Below are 14,600 nucleotides of genomic sequence, written 5' to 3' on the forward strand. Positions count from 1 at the left end.
TCATAGTAGCTGATTTTACGCTACTTACCGACTTGGGTAATCGGAATACGTAGCGCTTTGGGCAAGCTAAATATCACGTTTTCTTCAATACCTGATAACTCGCTAGGCAGGTCGCCACCCCAGTCTTGGAGCTGTTGTAGTACTTCTTGAATCAATACTTCAGGCGCTGACGCACCAGCAGTCACACCTATACTCTGCACACCCTCTAACCAGCTTCTGTCCATTTCACTGGCATTATCTATCAAATAAGCGTGGCAGTTCATACGCTCTGCTAACTCACGCAGACGGTTAGAATTCGATGAGTTTGGTGAGCCAACGACCAAGACCACCTCACAGCGGCTGGCTAAGTCTTTTACCGCATCTTGGCGGTTTTGGGTGGCATAGCAGATATCGTCTTTACGTGGACCTTGAATACTAGGGAACTTCTCACGTAACGCATCGATAACGCGTGCCGTGTCATCCATAGATAGGGTGGTTTGAGTGACAAATGCTAGACGCTCAGGATCCTGTACAGTCAATGCCGCGACATCGCTTTCATCTTCAACCAAATGAATATGACCACCATGGCGACGGTTAAAGCGTCCCATCGTGCCTTCCACTTCAGGGTGCCCAGCGTGACCAATCAATACCGCATCCATCCCATCTTGTGCAAACTTAGCGACCTCAATGTGTACCTTGGTCACTAGCGGACACGTAGCATCAAATACCGTTAAATCACGACGTTCAGCCTCATCTTCCACCGCTTTTGACACGCCGTGAGCAGAGAAAATAACAATAGAGCCATCTGGAACTTCGTGAAGCTCTTCGACGAATACCGCACCACGATTGGCCAAGTCAGAAACCACAAATTTGTTGTGTACCACCTCGTGGCGAACATAAATGGGTGGCTCAAAACGTGTCAATGCTTCGTTCACAATCGCAATCGCGCGATCCACACCAGCACAAAATCCACGTGGATTGGCAAGATAAATTTGCATAAGAAGGCCTATCATTAGATAATTTATAGTTAAAGCTTATTTTAAAAGCTTCAATTCAAATATTGGGATGAATTCATTCTGCTACTTTAGCATAATTTGCTTTTATTGCTCTTGAAAATAGCATGTACTAATAGCAATGAGTGATACAACTCACTGATATAACAGTAGCGTCTGGACAAGAATGGCTTTAATTAAAATAAAAGCCATAAAAGCAGTTTATAATGACTTACTTCACATAGCTTCTATCGCCTTGTATGATGACGATTTTTATTTTTACCAGTCTTTAATTGTTTATCAGAACACACTCCATTAGGACAAATTGTATGACAGGTTCATTATTTATTATTACCGCCGCCTCTGGTACTGGCAAAACTTCACTGGTTAAGCAGTTACTTGCCACCACCAACGACTTAACGGTCAGTGTGTCACACACAACTCGCACACCGCGTCCTGGCGAGATTGATGGTCATCATTATCATTTTACCGACGTGGATAGTTTCTTGGCAGATATCAATGAAAATAAGTTTTTAGAACACGCAGAAGTATTTGGTAACTATTATGGGACGTCAGAACAAAGCGTGCGTACGCAGTTAGAGGCAGGCGTTGATGTCATCTTAGAGATTGATTGGCAAGGCGCATTGCAAGTGAAAAAAATCTTTACTGACGCGACGATGGTTTTTATCTTGCCGCCCAGTCTCGCCACCTTACGTCAGCGCTTGTCGACTCGTGCACAAGACAGCATAGAAGTTATCGAGCAACGTTTGGCAGGGTCAGTTAACGAGATGTCGCAGTATGTGAACGCCGACTTTGTTATCATTAATGACAACTTTGAAGTCGCCTTGACTGAGCTAAAGGCGATTATCGTGGCAGATAGACAGACTCTCGCTCGCCAGCAGCAGCGTTATCACCGCACGATTAGCAACTTGCTCAACAGCAACGTAGACGTATAAACCAAGCACCGATAACTGCCTAGTAGCGCATAAATTAAGTAGCGACAAACAGATACGCAAAAAGCAACTACGCGACTGGGCAAAAAATGCTATAATGTCTAGCTATTCCCCTTTTATATTTTTGATATTATTTTTATTGAGTAGCGGTAAAGTCCGAGACTAATAAAAACAACCGAGGTAGCTATTTATGGCACGAGTGACGATTGAAGATTGTTTGGATAATGTTGATAATCGCTTTGAACTAATTTTAGTAGCAAGTAAGCGCGCACGTCAATTGGCCAAAGGTCTCGCTGAGCCTATGGTTGATGTCGATAACGACAAGCCTACTGTATTGGCATTACGTGAAATTGCCGCTGGTAAAATCACTCGCGATATTCTGAATCAACCAGAGCATAATTTTGCGACCAGCTCGCTAGATTTAGCACTGTCAGGCGATCACAGTTTTTAGTAAACTGATTGCTAAAATAAGCATGTAGCTACTACATGCTTATAATAGAAACCACAGCTTATGCTGTGGTTTTTTGATTATAAATTATAACGATAGCCACTGGACTGTTTTAACCCCTATTTATCCGTCAACACCTACCATTGGGTTATAATTTTTAATTTTTTATAGCGCCGACTCGCTTAGCAGTTGACATTGAATGTGATTTGCGATTAATTAGAGGATGGGCTACCCATTTTTATCTTTTTCTCAAGATTTTTATAGTATTCACTCAGTCACCATTTACCTCGACAGACAATCAGGCAAATAGGTAATGGAAAATAGGATCGTTACTTTATGAGTCAAACCTTACCCAAACTCAGTCATCACCTAGTCGATGACGCTCAATATAATTTGCTGCGCTCAGTAGGTTATCTCACTGCCGCTGAACGCCGTGATATTGTTGATGCCTGTGAGTTCGGTGATATTGCGCACATTAAAGACAAGCGCAAATCAGGGGAACCTTATATCACCCACCCGATTGCAGTCGCTGAGATACTGGCAGGTTTTCGATTGGACCGAGATACCGTTATTGCCGCCATTTTGCATGATACGGTCGAAGATACTGATGTGAGCTATGAGCAAGTTGAGCAGCGCTATGGCATCGTGGTGGCAAGATTGGTTGATGGTGTGACCAAACTAAAATCCTCCTCGCATAATAAGCAACAAAATAAAGCTGCTACCTTTCATAAGATTTTGACCGCCACACTTGCTGATCCACGTGTGTTAATTATTAAGCTTGCCGACCGTTTACACAATATGTCTACGCTTGATGCGGTACGTCCTGAAAAGCAACGCACGACGGCACAAGAAACCCTAGATTTTTATGTGCCATTTGCACGGCTCATGGGTCTCAATGATATTGCTGATTATATCGAGGTACTTTGTTATCGCAATCTTGACTCTGACATGTATAACAAGATATCTGACAAGTTACTACAACATGGTCTTGGGCGTAACTTTCAAAGAGAAGCCATTCATCGCTATTTGAGTATCGTACTCAATAACTTGGATCTGAATGGACTGGTCACTGTCCTAGACAATCGAGTAGTGATATACCGACAATTTTTCCGAAACCGTGGCGAGATTAATGCGCTACTACGTCATTATGCGTTTGAGATTATTCTCGATAATATCGAAGCCTGTGACAAACTCGCTTATTACCTGATTAAAAAATACCAAATTGACGATACCCATATCGCAGATAATATTCGTAGACCACTACCGGGCGGCAATCAATCGCTCACACTTATCTATGAGCGCGATAACGATGTGGTCAAAGTCACTATTTTGACCAAGCAAATGCAAAGTGCCGCCAGACTCGGGGTCATCGGTGCAGAACATGCCTCCGATGTCAGTCAATCGGTCATTCAAGCATCACTGCGCAATATGAAAGACTTGGTCGATGAAGACAATTTAAATGCACACAGTCCTGATTTTGCAGCAGCCGTCGCTACGATTAATGAGCTGATGGATTATCTACACTCCAGTAAAATCATCTGCTATAGCCCGAAAGGTCGTGCTTATGAGCTCCCACAAGGGGCAACGGCGCTAGACTTTGCTTATGCTGTCGGACCCATGGTAGGTAATGTGGCCGTTGGTGCCAATATCGAGGGCAAAGCTGCCAAACTTGGCACCGTGGTAAAAAATGGACAGCTGGTTGAAATTGAAGTCAACAGTCACTCAGAGCCGAAAGCAGAGTGGCTTGGGTTTGTGGTCACCAACAAAGCCCGTGAAGAGATTTTGCGTTGGTTTAAAGACTTATCCGCCGCAGACAAGCAGCATCATGGTCAGCAAGCACTAGATAGAGCACTTAGAACCTACCAAAAAAGTCTGGATGACTTGACTGAAAGTGACTGGAAAAACCTCACTGAATGGCGTGGGCTGACAGAAAAAGACGCGCTGTTTGAACAGATAAGCTCTGGCACCCTACTACCGCAACTCGTAGTGACCCGCTTATTCAGCGATGAAGTTCATGATTTGCAAGCTCGAGAGCATAGCGATGACATGACTCAGCCACAACAGCTGATAGTAAATGCCTCTGGAGTTGAGCTCGATTTTGCCAACTGTTGTCATCCTATCTATGGCGATCCTATCGTTGGCCATTTATCGCGCCATGGTCTGGTAGTGCATCGACACAAATGCTTCTCTTTGGACGACATCCGTAAGGACAACCCTTATCAAGTAATTCAGCTACGTTGGCGCAATGATAAAGCGGTCAAACAAGGCGATCCAGATGAATACAATATTAAAAACACTGGCAAAATTCGCTTCCCTGCTTATTTGAAGCTCTCTGTTGCTCTCAGCGACGAACAAATCACTGAAGTCATTTATCATTTACGTCAATTAAACATGGGTATCGAAACTGTCGATGTCCGTAACAGTGATACCATCATCCATATTATTGTACGTAGTCGCAATCATTTAGCACAAGGTATTCGAGAGCTGCGCTCATTACTTGGCTTTCCTAATATCATACGCCTATATCAACTATAATATAGTCAATTGATATAAATCAGATACAGCATCAGGCTCGTTCAGCCTACTATTTATAGTACCTGCACTAGCCTTTGTTATTTATAAGACCTTTATTATTTATAAGCATAGCGTCTGAGTTGTTTTTACGTCGTATATAGGTCATCTTGAATAGGTTATCAGAGCGATGACTTATCGTTAAAACTTGATTAAGAAAGCGTTGAATACTTTCTTCAGCAATTTTAGAAAACTCTTAAATAATGATAAACTGTTTTACTTGATTTTTAGCACCTACAATTAAAGCCAATCGTCATTTATACTGAAATCTACGAAATGACTATACGCCATTATCAACCAAACCAAAAAGCATAAAAAGGACATAATATGACTCGTCAAACTATCCAAACTGATAAAGCCCCTGCCGCTGTTGGTACTTACTCACAAGCCGTAAAAGTCGGCAACACTGTCTATATTTCAGGTCAGTTAGGTTTCGATCCTGATACGATGGAGTTAAGAGAAGGTTTTAAAGCGCAAGCAGAGCAAGTATTCGAAAACATCAAAGCCATCTGTGAAGCTGCTGGCGGCAGTTTGAATGACGTGGTTAAATTCAACGTGTCGTTAACTGATTTGAGTGATTTTGCTGTTCTAAACGAAGTATTCGTTGCCAATTTAAGCGAACCATACCCTGCCCGTGCAGCAGTTCAAGTAGCAGCATTACCTAAAGGTGGCGTGGTTGAGATTGAGTCTATTCTATATATTGATTAATTTTGACAGTTACTAATTTTAATGGTGACTCTGCTTAAATAAAATATTGTATATTGAACCAATATAAGCTTAGCATCATGCTAAGCTTATTAGTCTCTGTCTCTTTTTTTCACATCAATCTCATCAAATTGCGAAGCCTTTTATGTTGGTACAAGTTGCTCTGCCCGTGCCCCTTTATCGGGTATTTGACTATAGCCTACCAGCAAATGCGCATGCTTTGCCAAATACAATTCCCCCATCTATACCGCCTATTGGTAGCCGCGCCGAAGTGTCTTTCGGTCGTCAGACTCTAATCGGTATCGTCGTGGCTCATATCTCCGAAGCCGATAGTAGCGTGCCACTCAATAAGCTCAAGCCTATCAATAAATGCTTGGATGCTGAGCCTATTTTAGATGACCGTATGCTGAAGCTCGCTTCTTGGCTATCGCGTTATTATCACTACCCCCTCGGCGACGTGTTAGCAGTCATCTTGCCAACCCTCGTTCGTCAGGGTAAGCCGTTAGATCTGCTGATTACCCATTGGCGAATTCTGCCCTATATCACTGACGATGACTTTCATACCAATGCAAAAAAGCAGAAGCAACAATTTGATATGCTCAAGCTACATGGCGAGCGCGGCGCAAGTGAAGATGTGCTGTTATTAGAAGGTATGCAAAGAGCGTTCTTAAAAACGCTGGAAGAAAAAGGACTTATCGAGCGCTATATTGAGCCCAAACAAGCACCTGTGCCTGTTAAGCTCGCAAAGATGCCACTTGATCTCAACGATGAGCAGAAGCTTGCTGTTGAAGCCATCGTCGCTGCACATGAATCTGGCTGCTATACAGGATTTTTGCTAAACGGTATCACCGGTAGCGGTAAGACCGAAGTCTATCTACAAGCGATGCAGGCAGTATTAGAAGCCGGCAAGCAAGTCTTGATTTTGGTGCCCGAGATTGGATTGACGCCGCAGACTCGTGCACGATTTGCTAGTCGATTTGCAGCACATATTGTCTTGCTACATTCAGGGATGAACAATACCCATCGTTTGCAGGGATGGCAAGACTGTCGCACCGGTCATGCACAAATCATCATTGGTACACGCTCATCAGTACTGTATCCCTTTGCAAATTTGGGATTAATTGTCGTCGATGAAGCACATGATGGTTCCTACAAGCAACAAGACACACTGCGTTATCATGCCGCTGACGTTGCATTATATCGCGGGCTACAAGCCAATATTCCAGTTGTGCTAGGTACTGCCACTCCTTCTCTTGAACATCTAAAATTGGTCGATGACGGCAAACTTGTAGAGTGTCAACTGCTCACTCGTCCTGGCAATGCCAAGCCTGCCACCATGCAACTCATCGATGCCCGCCTGCAAAGCACCCATCAGCAAGCACAAGACGATGGCGCTCGCTACGATACAGGTTTAACGGATGCATTAATTGGGGCAATACGAAAAACACTAGAAGCGGGCAATCAGGTATTGATATTCTTAAACCGTCGCGGCTATGCGCCTGTCTTATTATGCGAGGCTTGTGGTTGGCAGGCCGACTGTCCGCGCTGTGATGCTCATTTAACCGTTCATTATAATAGTCAGTCTCAACATAACACTTACGTCAGCAACTCTTATTTAAAATGTCACCATTGCGACTGGCAATCCTATATTCCTACTGTATGTCCTGATTGCGGTAGTCAAAATTTGGATGCGAAAGGCATGGGAACCACTAGGCTTAGCGAAAACCTACATGCTATTTTTGCCAATCCGCAAACCAGTAAAGAGCTATACCCCATTATTCAGATAGACCGTGATACCACAAGACGTAAAGACAGCTGGGAAAACATCTACCAACGTATCAACGAAGGCACTCCTGCCATATTAGTCGGCACACAAATGGTCGCAAAAGGTCATCACTTCCCTAATGTCACACTCGTCTGTTTGCCTAACGCTGATCGTGGCTTTTTATCAGCAGATTTTCGCTCACCTGAGCATACTGCACAGCTCATGATTCAAGTGGCTGGGCGCGCTGGACGCGGTGATAAATCTGGGCAAGTACTGATTCAAACACTGCAACCAGATAATGAGCTATTATTGAAGCTGGTGAAGGATGGATATTTATCATTTGCGCGCGAACTACTACAAGAGCGTAAAATGATGGGACTGCCGCCTCATACTCATGCTGCATTGATACGCTGTGAAGGTAAGACACTTGCCGCCACCACTCAAGCGCTAAAAGATGCAATTAGTATTCTACCGAACGCACATAACCTTGCTGTGCTTGGTCCTATCGATGCACCGATGAGTAAAAAGAACAGTCGTTACCATGCGCAACTCCTGCTCTTAGCCAAAGATAGACGCCAATTACACCATGTACTTAATCAATGGTGGGAGCCAGTACTGGCCTTGCCAAATGCAAAGTACCTTAAGCTTACCTTAGACATTGACCCAGTTGGTTGGTAACCTAAATACCCTAAATACCTATCGCTTCGCTACACTATGTAAAGCAAACATTGATGATCGAATTCAATGTCAGAGAACTTGAGGGTTGTTATGACTACAGAAGATTCAAAGGCTAATGCAACCAATGATACGCATCAGAGTGCTGCTGATACGCACGAACATCAGCATAATGAACAAAACTCTCATGATCATGATTTACACTTAGAGCATTCAACTTCACCGCAAGATACCAAAGGCTATCAACGTACGTTACTATTTAGCTTCGTTATCATCACTGGCTACATGTTCGTTGAGGCCATTGGTGGCTGGCTCACTGGTAGTTTAGCGCTATTGTCTGATGCAGGCCATATGCTCAGCGACGCAGTCGCACTTGGCGCCACCTTGATGGCATTCAAAATTGGCGAAAGAGCAGCCACTCATCAAAAGACTTTTGGCTATAAACGCTTTGAGATATTGGTCGCGACCGTCAATGGCGCTACGCTCGTGATTATTGCATTAATGATTTTTTATGAAGCGATTAAACGCTTTAACGCTCCTCCTGACATTGCTACTCAGGGTATGCTTATCATCGCGACTATCGGTATGCTTGTGAATATTTTGGTCGCATGGCTGATGCACCGAGGTAGCCATAATGGAGAGGCACATGGTCATAGTCATGAGGGACATGATACTAAAGCAATAAACAATATAGCTGATACGAAAGAACCCGTTAACCTCAATATGCAAAGTGCTTACCTACATGTATTAAGTGATTTAATGGGATCAGTTGCTGCGATTGTTGCAGCACTATTGATGATGAGTTTTGGTTGGGTATGGGCAGATGCGGCAGCGTCAATCATCGTTGCTATTCTGATTCTCTTTAGTGGTTACCGCGTTGTTCGTGACTCTGTACATATCTTGATGGAAGGTACGCCAACGGGGATATCATTGATAACCGTTGAGCAAACATTGATTGCCCATCCACAGGTACAAAAAGTCCATGACCTGCATGTTTGGAGTATTACCAGTGGTCTCAATGCCTTATCTTGTCATGTTGTCGTCGATGGTGAGATGAATATTCACGAATCAAGCCTATTGATTGCCAATTTAGAACAACGCTTGCTCACGCTTGGCATACATCACGCTACCATCCAAGTCGAAAGCTCATCGCACCCGCAGATTAAGTCACATAGCGATGCATTGGTCTGCGATATTTCCGAACAAGCAACTGATAGCAATAGTTACATCGGACATAACCATTGACTATGATCCATTTATAACAAGCAAATGAATATAAAATAAGTAAATATTAACAAATAAAAAGTCTCAAATTCATGTCACACTAGTTTCTATCAATGTAATGGCATGTCACAAATAATGAAAAATTGAATCTCGTTGCCATATTTTTAATAGAAATTCTGTATACTTAAGACTTAAAAAACTTATTCACGATCTATTGAAGATATACCATTATGTCTAGACGCTCAGCGCCCTTTGTCGCCCCTGACTATATCGACGATCCCACTTCAAAAGATGGCAAAAAACACGCCAAAGTTTTGCTATCAACGCTGCAAGAAGATATTGCGAGCTTTCGTGATGAGCAATTTCCACCTGATATTTTGCGTCAAATTCGTGACATGCCTATTTATGAAGGTAACTTGGCAGAAGTCCAAGCCTACCAACAGCGCTGGCAAACGATACTTGAGCGCGCGATGGCATTTTACCCTGCAGCCAATCTACCGCCCGACTATCTACCGCTACCAGCCAGCCTTGAGATTCCGCAGTTTATCTATCACGTTCAGCGTCTACATTTAACCAAGACTCGGGCCAAAGAATCTAAAAGCTTTGGTTCAGTGGGTGCGCTGACGGATAAATGCGGTGATTATAGTGCTGATGAAATTGCGCGTATGTCAGCAGTATTCGATAACGATGATGAGGCACGTTTGGTTGCGCACCGTGAGTTTATTGATCTGCGCGCTTATGTGTTTTGCCGTGATAATAAAGGTGAAATACTAGAGCCTGAACGGGTGCGCTTTTATCGTACTGGACTCATCGTCCATGCTTTACCTGACTTCAAAATAGTTGATAGCAGACAGACCCCACGTAAGCGCCGTAATGACGCTTATAACAATCCGCTTGCTGATAATGGCATTTGGAAGATTTACCGTAAAAAATAACCTACGTTGACGCTATATTATTTTCACCATAGCCACTTTATATTGTTTGTCTTATTACCACATCTTAAGGATATCAGATGCTTGCTGCCGCCGCCGGCTCACCAAATTTAATGTTACAAGCTACAATCTTCTTAGGAGCAGCACTGCTCTTTGTACCCCTTGGTAAACGATTTGGTATTGCGACGGTCTTAGGTTATCTCATCACAGGTCTGATATTAGGCCCCAGTGGCTTAGATGTAGCGGGCGACGCTGAGAGCTTATTACACTTTTCTGAGTTTGGCGTGGTGATGCTGCTATTCATCATTGGTCTTGAGCTTCAGCCTTCACGACTATGGGCATTACGGCGCTCCATATTTGTACTTGGTGGCTTGCAAGTCGGCCTGACTGGCACGCTACTGATGTTACTTTTACATCATTTCTTCTCCTTACAACTGGATACTGCTTTTATCGTAGGCTTTGGCCTTGCCCTCTCTTCTACTGCGTTTGTATTACAGATATTGACTGAAAAGCAGCAGCTTGCGAGTACCCATGGTCGAGAAGCTTTTACTATCTTGTTATTCCAAGATATTGCCGTTATACCTTTACTAGCCGTTATTCCGTTTTTGTCAGGGGTGCGCGAGCAAAGCTATGATTTGATTTATTTTGGCAAGGTTTTTGCCGTATTTGCCGGACTCATCTTTGCCAGCCGTTATGTTGTTCGACCATTTTTTAAATTTGTGGCATCAAGTGGCGCGTCAGAATTACTGACTGCTGTCGCACTATTTATCGTGATGGGCGTGTCTATTTTGATGGGGCAAATTGGTCTATCGATGGCATTAGGTGCATTCCTAACTGGTGTATTGCTAGCGGATTCAGAGTATCGCCATGAGTTAGAAGCCAGTATCGAGCCTTTCAAAGGGCTGCTGTTAGGCTTGTTCTTTATGTCTGTTGGGATGCTGACCGATGTCAAACTTATATTAGCCGAGCCTATCTTTATCATCGGTTGTGCGATGGGCTTGATGTTTATCAAATTTGGTGTCATCACAGCAATTGCAAAAGTACTAGGAAACCGCTGGCCGACCAGTCTCAGACTCGGTGTGACTCTCGCTCAGGGCGGTGAATTTGCCTTCGTACTATTTAGTGTCGCTACCGCACAGAACGTCCTGCGTCCTGAGCTTGCCAATACACTGAACCTTGTTGTAACTATCTCTATGGCACTCACGCCATTGGCATTTTTACTATTAGAAAAGATAGGTGAGCCCTTATTTGCTAAGAGCAAACCAAGCCGTGAATACGATTCCATTCCAGACCATGAGCATCAGGTAATCATTGCCGGATTTGGCCGTGTTGGTCAGATTATCGGTCGTGTGTTGCGCATGCACAATATTGAATTTACCGCCATTGAACGCTCCGCAAATCGCGTAGATTTTGTCCGAAAATTCGGTAACCAAGTCTACTATGGTGATCCCAAAAACCCCGAAATCTTACGCGCCGCCGGTATCAAAAAAGCACGCGTCTTTATTCTCGCTATTGATGACTTAGAGCGCTCCATCACGACCGCTCAATATTTGCGTAAAAACTATCCAGACGTGATTGTCCTAGCGCGAGCACGCGATCGTCAACATTACTACCGCCTACGTGAAGTGGGTGTCCGTCATATATGGCGTGAGACTTATTTATCGTCTTTGGATATGTCACGTGAGTCGCTACAGCTGCTCGGTATCTCACCAGAAAAAGCGCGTGAGACGGTACAAACTTTCCGTGACTATGATGATGATTTGATTGAACGTCAGCAAGCCATTTATGATGATGAAGCCAGTATGATCGAATCGGCACAATCAGCAATGGCAGAGCTTGAAAGCTTATTTGATGAAGACATTGGTAAAGCACGAAAAATGGATTTGACTGACTTTTATGAAGCGTTAAAGAGCCAAGCGACACCAGTCGATGAAAAAGACGATATCGTCACAGACACTAAAAAATAATAGCGTAACGCCCTATTCCGGCAAGCAACTTTGTGGCGCTTGCCGTTTATTTAGCGACGTCATACAGTTCCAACTATCGCTGTCTGGCACATGATAAAAAACCAGTGTCTGATCATTCAGATAGCGTATCGGAAACTTGATGTTCTGAATCGTTGCAATCACTGCACAGTCAGTCTCTGCTACCCCAGCAGCAGTGGTATCAATGTCGATATTTACTTGCTCTGTTGCCGTATTCAAGGACGAATTAGTTGGGCACTGTCCTGTTTGCTGATAAAGTAATGCCACACGATTTTGTGTCGTTTTGATCGTATCATAGGCATCAAACACTACTTCATTTGCTTTTGGCTTGGCAATAATCGGTAAAAACTGCACCTTAATCACCATTAGAGCAAATGCAAACAATCCAAACCCCAAGCCTAGTCCAAACAGACTTACTCCACCTTCCCTCTGCAAGTGAGCCTTCTGCGCGTTCTCATCGCGCTGATAGTCCTCCACAACATCGGCAATTTCACGGCGCGCCATACGGTAATAATACGCGTCTGTCCAACGTGCAACCATAGATGACCAAAACAGCCAGATTACTGCAGCAATACCTATACGCGTAGCCATCTGATAAGCATCAGGAATATAGGACATTGCTACAAATTCAAAGGCAACTAGCACCAATGCTACATTTAACTGAATGAACGACCATCCTGCCACACTGTATACAATGGCATCCATATAGCGCTTGCGATAAAGTAGCCAAGGGAAAGTCACAAAAAATGCAGCCCAATGCCATTTGGGTGACAAATAACCTTGCTCATCAAACTGCTTAAAGCGCTTGAGATAATAGTGCTGGCTACGATGACCGATAAACCACTTATCCAGCTGTTTACGCTTCGCAGCAGTCAGCTGATCCTGATAAAACGGAGGCGGCGAATCTGTCTCGATAAATAGCATAGTGAGATGCCCTATTTACTATAAAGAAAAGTTTAAATTCATTACGCATGTTATATGATAACGCCAAAACCGCTGTACAGAATAGTAAGTGACCGATAAATATAGTTGATTCAATGTAAAAGAAGTACAAGGCAGCCAAGTACGAATATATCTGCAAAACGTCAAACGAGATTAACGCTTTGATTCTTTCATGGTAGATTGAGCATAAGCGTATTAAAAAAGCATTGTCCGTTCACAGCTGTATAGATTTAACTTATAATAAGCGTACATCACCCATTTTATTAAGTCTTGTCAATCCTATGAGTCAACATCCCGATATTAACGATAACATCGATAGTACGAGTACTACTGATGAGCAAAAAACCCTTAGCACCAGTATTGAAAGCACTATTGATACTGACATTGATGACAGTGTCGGTAATGAGATAGCGCCTGAAGAAAGCAAACACATTCGTATCGTCAATACGTTTATGAAACGACGTACGCACATGAATAAAAATGCCGAACTGGCACTGACCGCTCCAGAATTTTCTGAGTATTTGGTCAATAACAGTTTTGGTGATGGTGATTTAGAGGGTATCGACAATCTGCGCACATTATTCGCTGATAGTCCTAACGATAGTGAAGCGCCACTTACGGTAGAGATTGGTTTTGGATTGGGTGTTTCATTTATTGAAATGGCAGCAGCAGAGCCTAGCCGCAACTTTGTTGGCGTCGAAGTGCATGAGCCTGGTATTGGTAAATGTGCTTATATGGCAGGCACAGAAGGCTTAAAAAACGTCAAAATCATCAACGGCGATGCGATTCAGTTGCTCAAGCAATTACCAGAAAATCATGTCGACCGTATCCAACTTTACTTCCCTGATCCATGGCAAAAGAAGCGTCACTACAAGCGTCGTTTCGTCAGTCCTGAACGTATGACCATCGTTACGCGCAGCTTAAAACAAGGCGGCTGGTTCCATACAGCAACCGACTGGGAACATTATGCGTTTTGGATGGTTGAAGTATTGGATGGTTTTGCTGGATTGACCAATCAAGCAGGCGCAGGTAACTTTACGGATCGTCCTGACTTTCGTCCAATGACTAAGTTTGAGCGTCGTGGCCTCGAACGTGGTCACGGTGTCTGGGATTTGATCTATATCAAAGATTAATACTGATAACATATTTGTGATAGATCTAAAAAAGCGGCTAATATATTTAGCCGCTTTTTTTACTTTACAACTGACCATTTACTGGTTTTCAGATTGATTCTTGATAAATCATCAGCTGTAAGCCTTATTTTAGAAGCTTTCACTACTTTTATAAAAAAAACTTATAAAATATTAATACGTGAAACATAGCCATTAGCATGTGATTTATGGCTAAATATATATTTTGTCAATTGTGACAATAGTATTAATTCTTCATTATTCTATATCAATAATCTACGCAAACATCGATGATATAA

At 43.2% G+C, this 14,600-nt stretch carries 11 protein-coding genes; 9 read left to right on the forward strand and 2 right to left on the reverse strand.

Annotation, left to right across the window (positions count from 1 at the left end; translation table 11 throughout):
• Positions 1-20: 20 nt before the first annotated feature.
• A complete protein-coding gene (gene ispH, locus DFP82_RS08370) occupies positions 21-977 on the reverse strand; it encodes a 4-hydroxy-3-methylbut-2-enyl diphosphate reductase (RefSeq protein ID WP_110923272.1) in 957 nt (318 codons plus the stop codon).
• A gap of 323 nt (positions 978-1,300) precedes the next feature.
• On the opposite strand from ispH, the gene gmk reads away from it, so the two are divergent.
• The 8 genes from gmk to DFP82_RS08410 all read left to right on the forward strand — a co-directional run bounded on the left by gmk (position 1,301) and on the right by DFP82_RS08410 (position 12,211).
• Complete coding sequence (gene gmk, locus DFP82_RS08375; protein ID WP_110923273.1) at positions 1,301-1,927, forward strand: guanylate kinase; 627 nt, start codon at positions 1,301-1,303, stop codon at positions 1,925-1,927.
• A gap of 187 nt (positions 1,928-2,114) precedes the next feature.
• Positions 2,115-2,375, forward strand: coding sequence for a DNA-directed RNA polymerase subunit omega (gene rpoZ, locus DFP82_RS08380; RefSeq protein ID WP_110923274.1), 261 nt, complete (start codon positions 2,115-2,117; stop codon positions 2,373-2,375).
• Between the two features lie 333 nt (positions 2,376-2,708).
• The gene (locus DFP82_RS08385) at positions 2,709-4,907 is read left to right on the forward strand and encodes a RelA/SpoT family protein (protein WP_110923275.1); all 2,199 of its coding nucleotides are present in this window, start codon (positions 2,709-2,711) and stop codon (positions 4,905-4,907) included.
• A 363-nt stretch (positions 4,908-5,270) separates the two neighbouring features.
• On the forward strand, positions 5,271-5,651 hold the full coding sequence (locus DFP82_RS08390; RefSeq protein WP_110923276.1) for a RidA family protein: 381 nt from the start codon (positions 5,271-5,273) through the stop codon (positions 5,649-5,651).
• Between the two features lie 142 nt (positions 5,652-5,793).
• On the forward strand, positions 5,794-8,091 hold the full coding sequence (locus tag DFP82_RS08395) for a primosomal protein N' (RefSeq protein WP_110923277.1): 2,298 nt from the start codon (positions 5,794-5,796) through the stop codon (positions 8,089-8,091).
• A 90-nt stretch (positions 8,092-8,181) separates the two neighbouring features.
• On the forward strand, positions 8,182-9,333 hold the full coding sequence (locus DFP82_RS08400) for a cation diffusion facilitator family transporter (RefSeq protein WP_110923278.1): 1,152 nt from the start codon (positions 8,182-8,184) through the stop codon (positions 9,331-9,333).
• A gap of 209 nt (positions 9,334-9,542) precedes the next feature.
• Positions 9,543-10,247, forward strand: a complete 705-nt coding sequence (locus DFP82_RS08405; protein WP_110923279.1) for a hypothetical protein — start codon at positions 9,543-9,545, stop codon at positions 10,245-10,247.
• A 77-nt stretch (positions 10,248-10,324) separates the two neighbouring features.
• A complete protein-coding gene (locus DFP82_RS08410; RefSeq protein WP_110923280.1) occupies positions 10,325-12,211 on the forward strand; it encodes a monovalent cation:proton antiporter-2 (CPA2) family protein in 1,887 nt (628 codons plus the stop codon).
• A gap of 12 nt (positions 12,212-12,223) precedes the next feature.
• Here DFP82_RS08410 and DFP82_RS08415 read toward each other — a convergent pair whose 3' ends face one another.
• Entirely contained in the window at positions 12,224-13,153 is a 930-nt protein-coding gene (locus DFP82_RS08415) for a DUF2628 domain-containing protein (RefSeq protein ID WP_110923281.1), read from the reverse strand.
• Between the two features lie 329 nt (positions 13,154-13,482).
• On the opposite strand from DFP82_RS08415, the gene trmB reads away from it, so the two are divergent.
• Positions 13,483-14,304, forward strand: coding sequence for a tRNA (guanosine(46)-N7)-methyltransferase TrmB (gene trmB, locus DFP82_RS08420; protein ID WP_425450602.1), 822 nt, complete (start codon positions 13,483-13,485; stop codon positions 14,302-14,304).
• Positions 14,305-14,600: the final 296 nt, after the last annotated feature.

The organism is Psychrobacter fozii (assembly GCF_003217155.1).
Taxonomy (GTDB): domain Bacteria; phylum Pseudomonadota; class Gammaproteobacteria; order Pseudomonadales; family Moraxellaceae; genus Psychrobacter; species Psychrobacter fozii.

Coding starts and splice junctions, on each gene's coding strand:
- ispH (WP_110923272.1), bottom strand. CDS start 977: ATGCAAATTTATCTTGCCAATCCACGTGGATTTTGTGCTGGTGTGGAT.
- gmk (WP_110923273.1), top strand. CDS start 1,301: ATGACAGGTTCATTATTTATTATTACCGCCGCCTCTGGTACTGGCAAA.
- rpoZ (WP_110923274.1), top strand. CDS start 2,115: ATGGCACGAGTGACGATTGAAGATTGTTTGGATAATGTTGATAATCGC.
- DFP82_RS08385 (WP_110923275.1), top strand. CDS start 2,709: ATGAGTCAAACCTTACCCAAACTCAGTCATCACCTAGTCGATGACGCT.
- DFP82_RS08390 (WP_110923276.1), top strand. CDS start 5,271: ATGACTCGTCAAACTATCCAAACTGATAAAGCCCCTGCCGCTGTTGGT.
- DFP82_RS08395 (WP_110923277.1), top strand. CDS start 5,794: ATGTTGGTACAAGTTGCTCTGCCCGTGCCCCTTTATCGGGTATTTGAC.
- DFP82_RS08400 (WP_110923278.1), top strand. CDS start 8,182: ATGACTACAGAAGATTCAAAGGCTAATGCAACCAATGATACGCATCAG.
- DFP82_RS08405 (WP_110923279.1), top strand. CDS start 9,543: ATGTCTAGACGCTCAGCGCCCTTTGTCGCCCCTGACTATATCGACGAT.
- DFP82_RS08410 (WP_110923280.1), top strand. CDS start 10,325: ATGCTTGCTGCCGCCGCCGGCTCACCAAATTTAATGTTACAAGCTACA.
- DFP82_RS08415 (WP_110923281.1), bottom strand. CDS start 13,153: ATGCTATTTATCGAGACAGATTCGCCGCCTCCGTTTTATCAGGATCAG.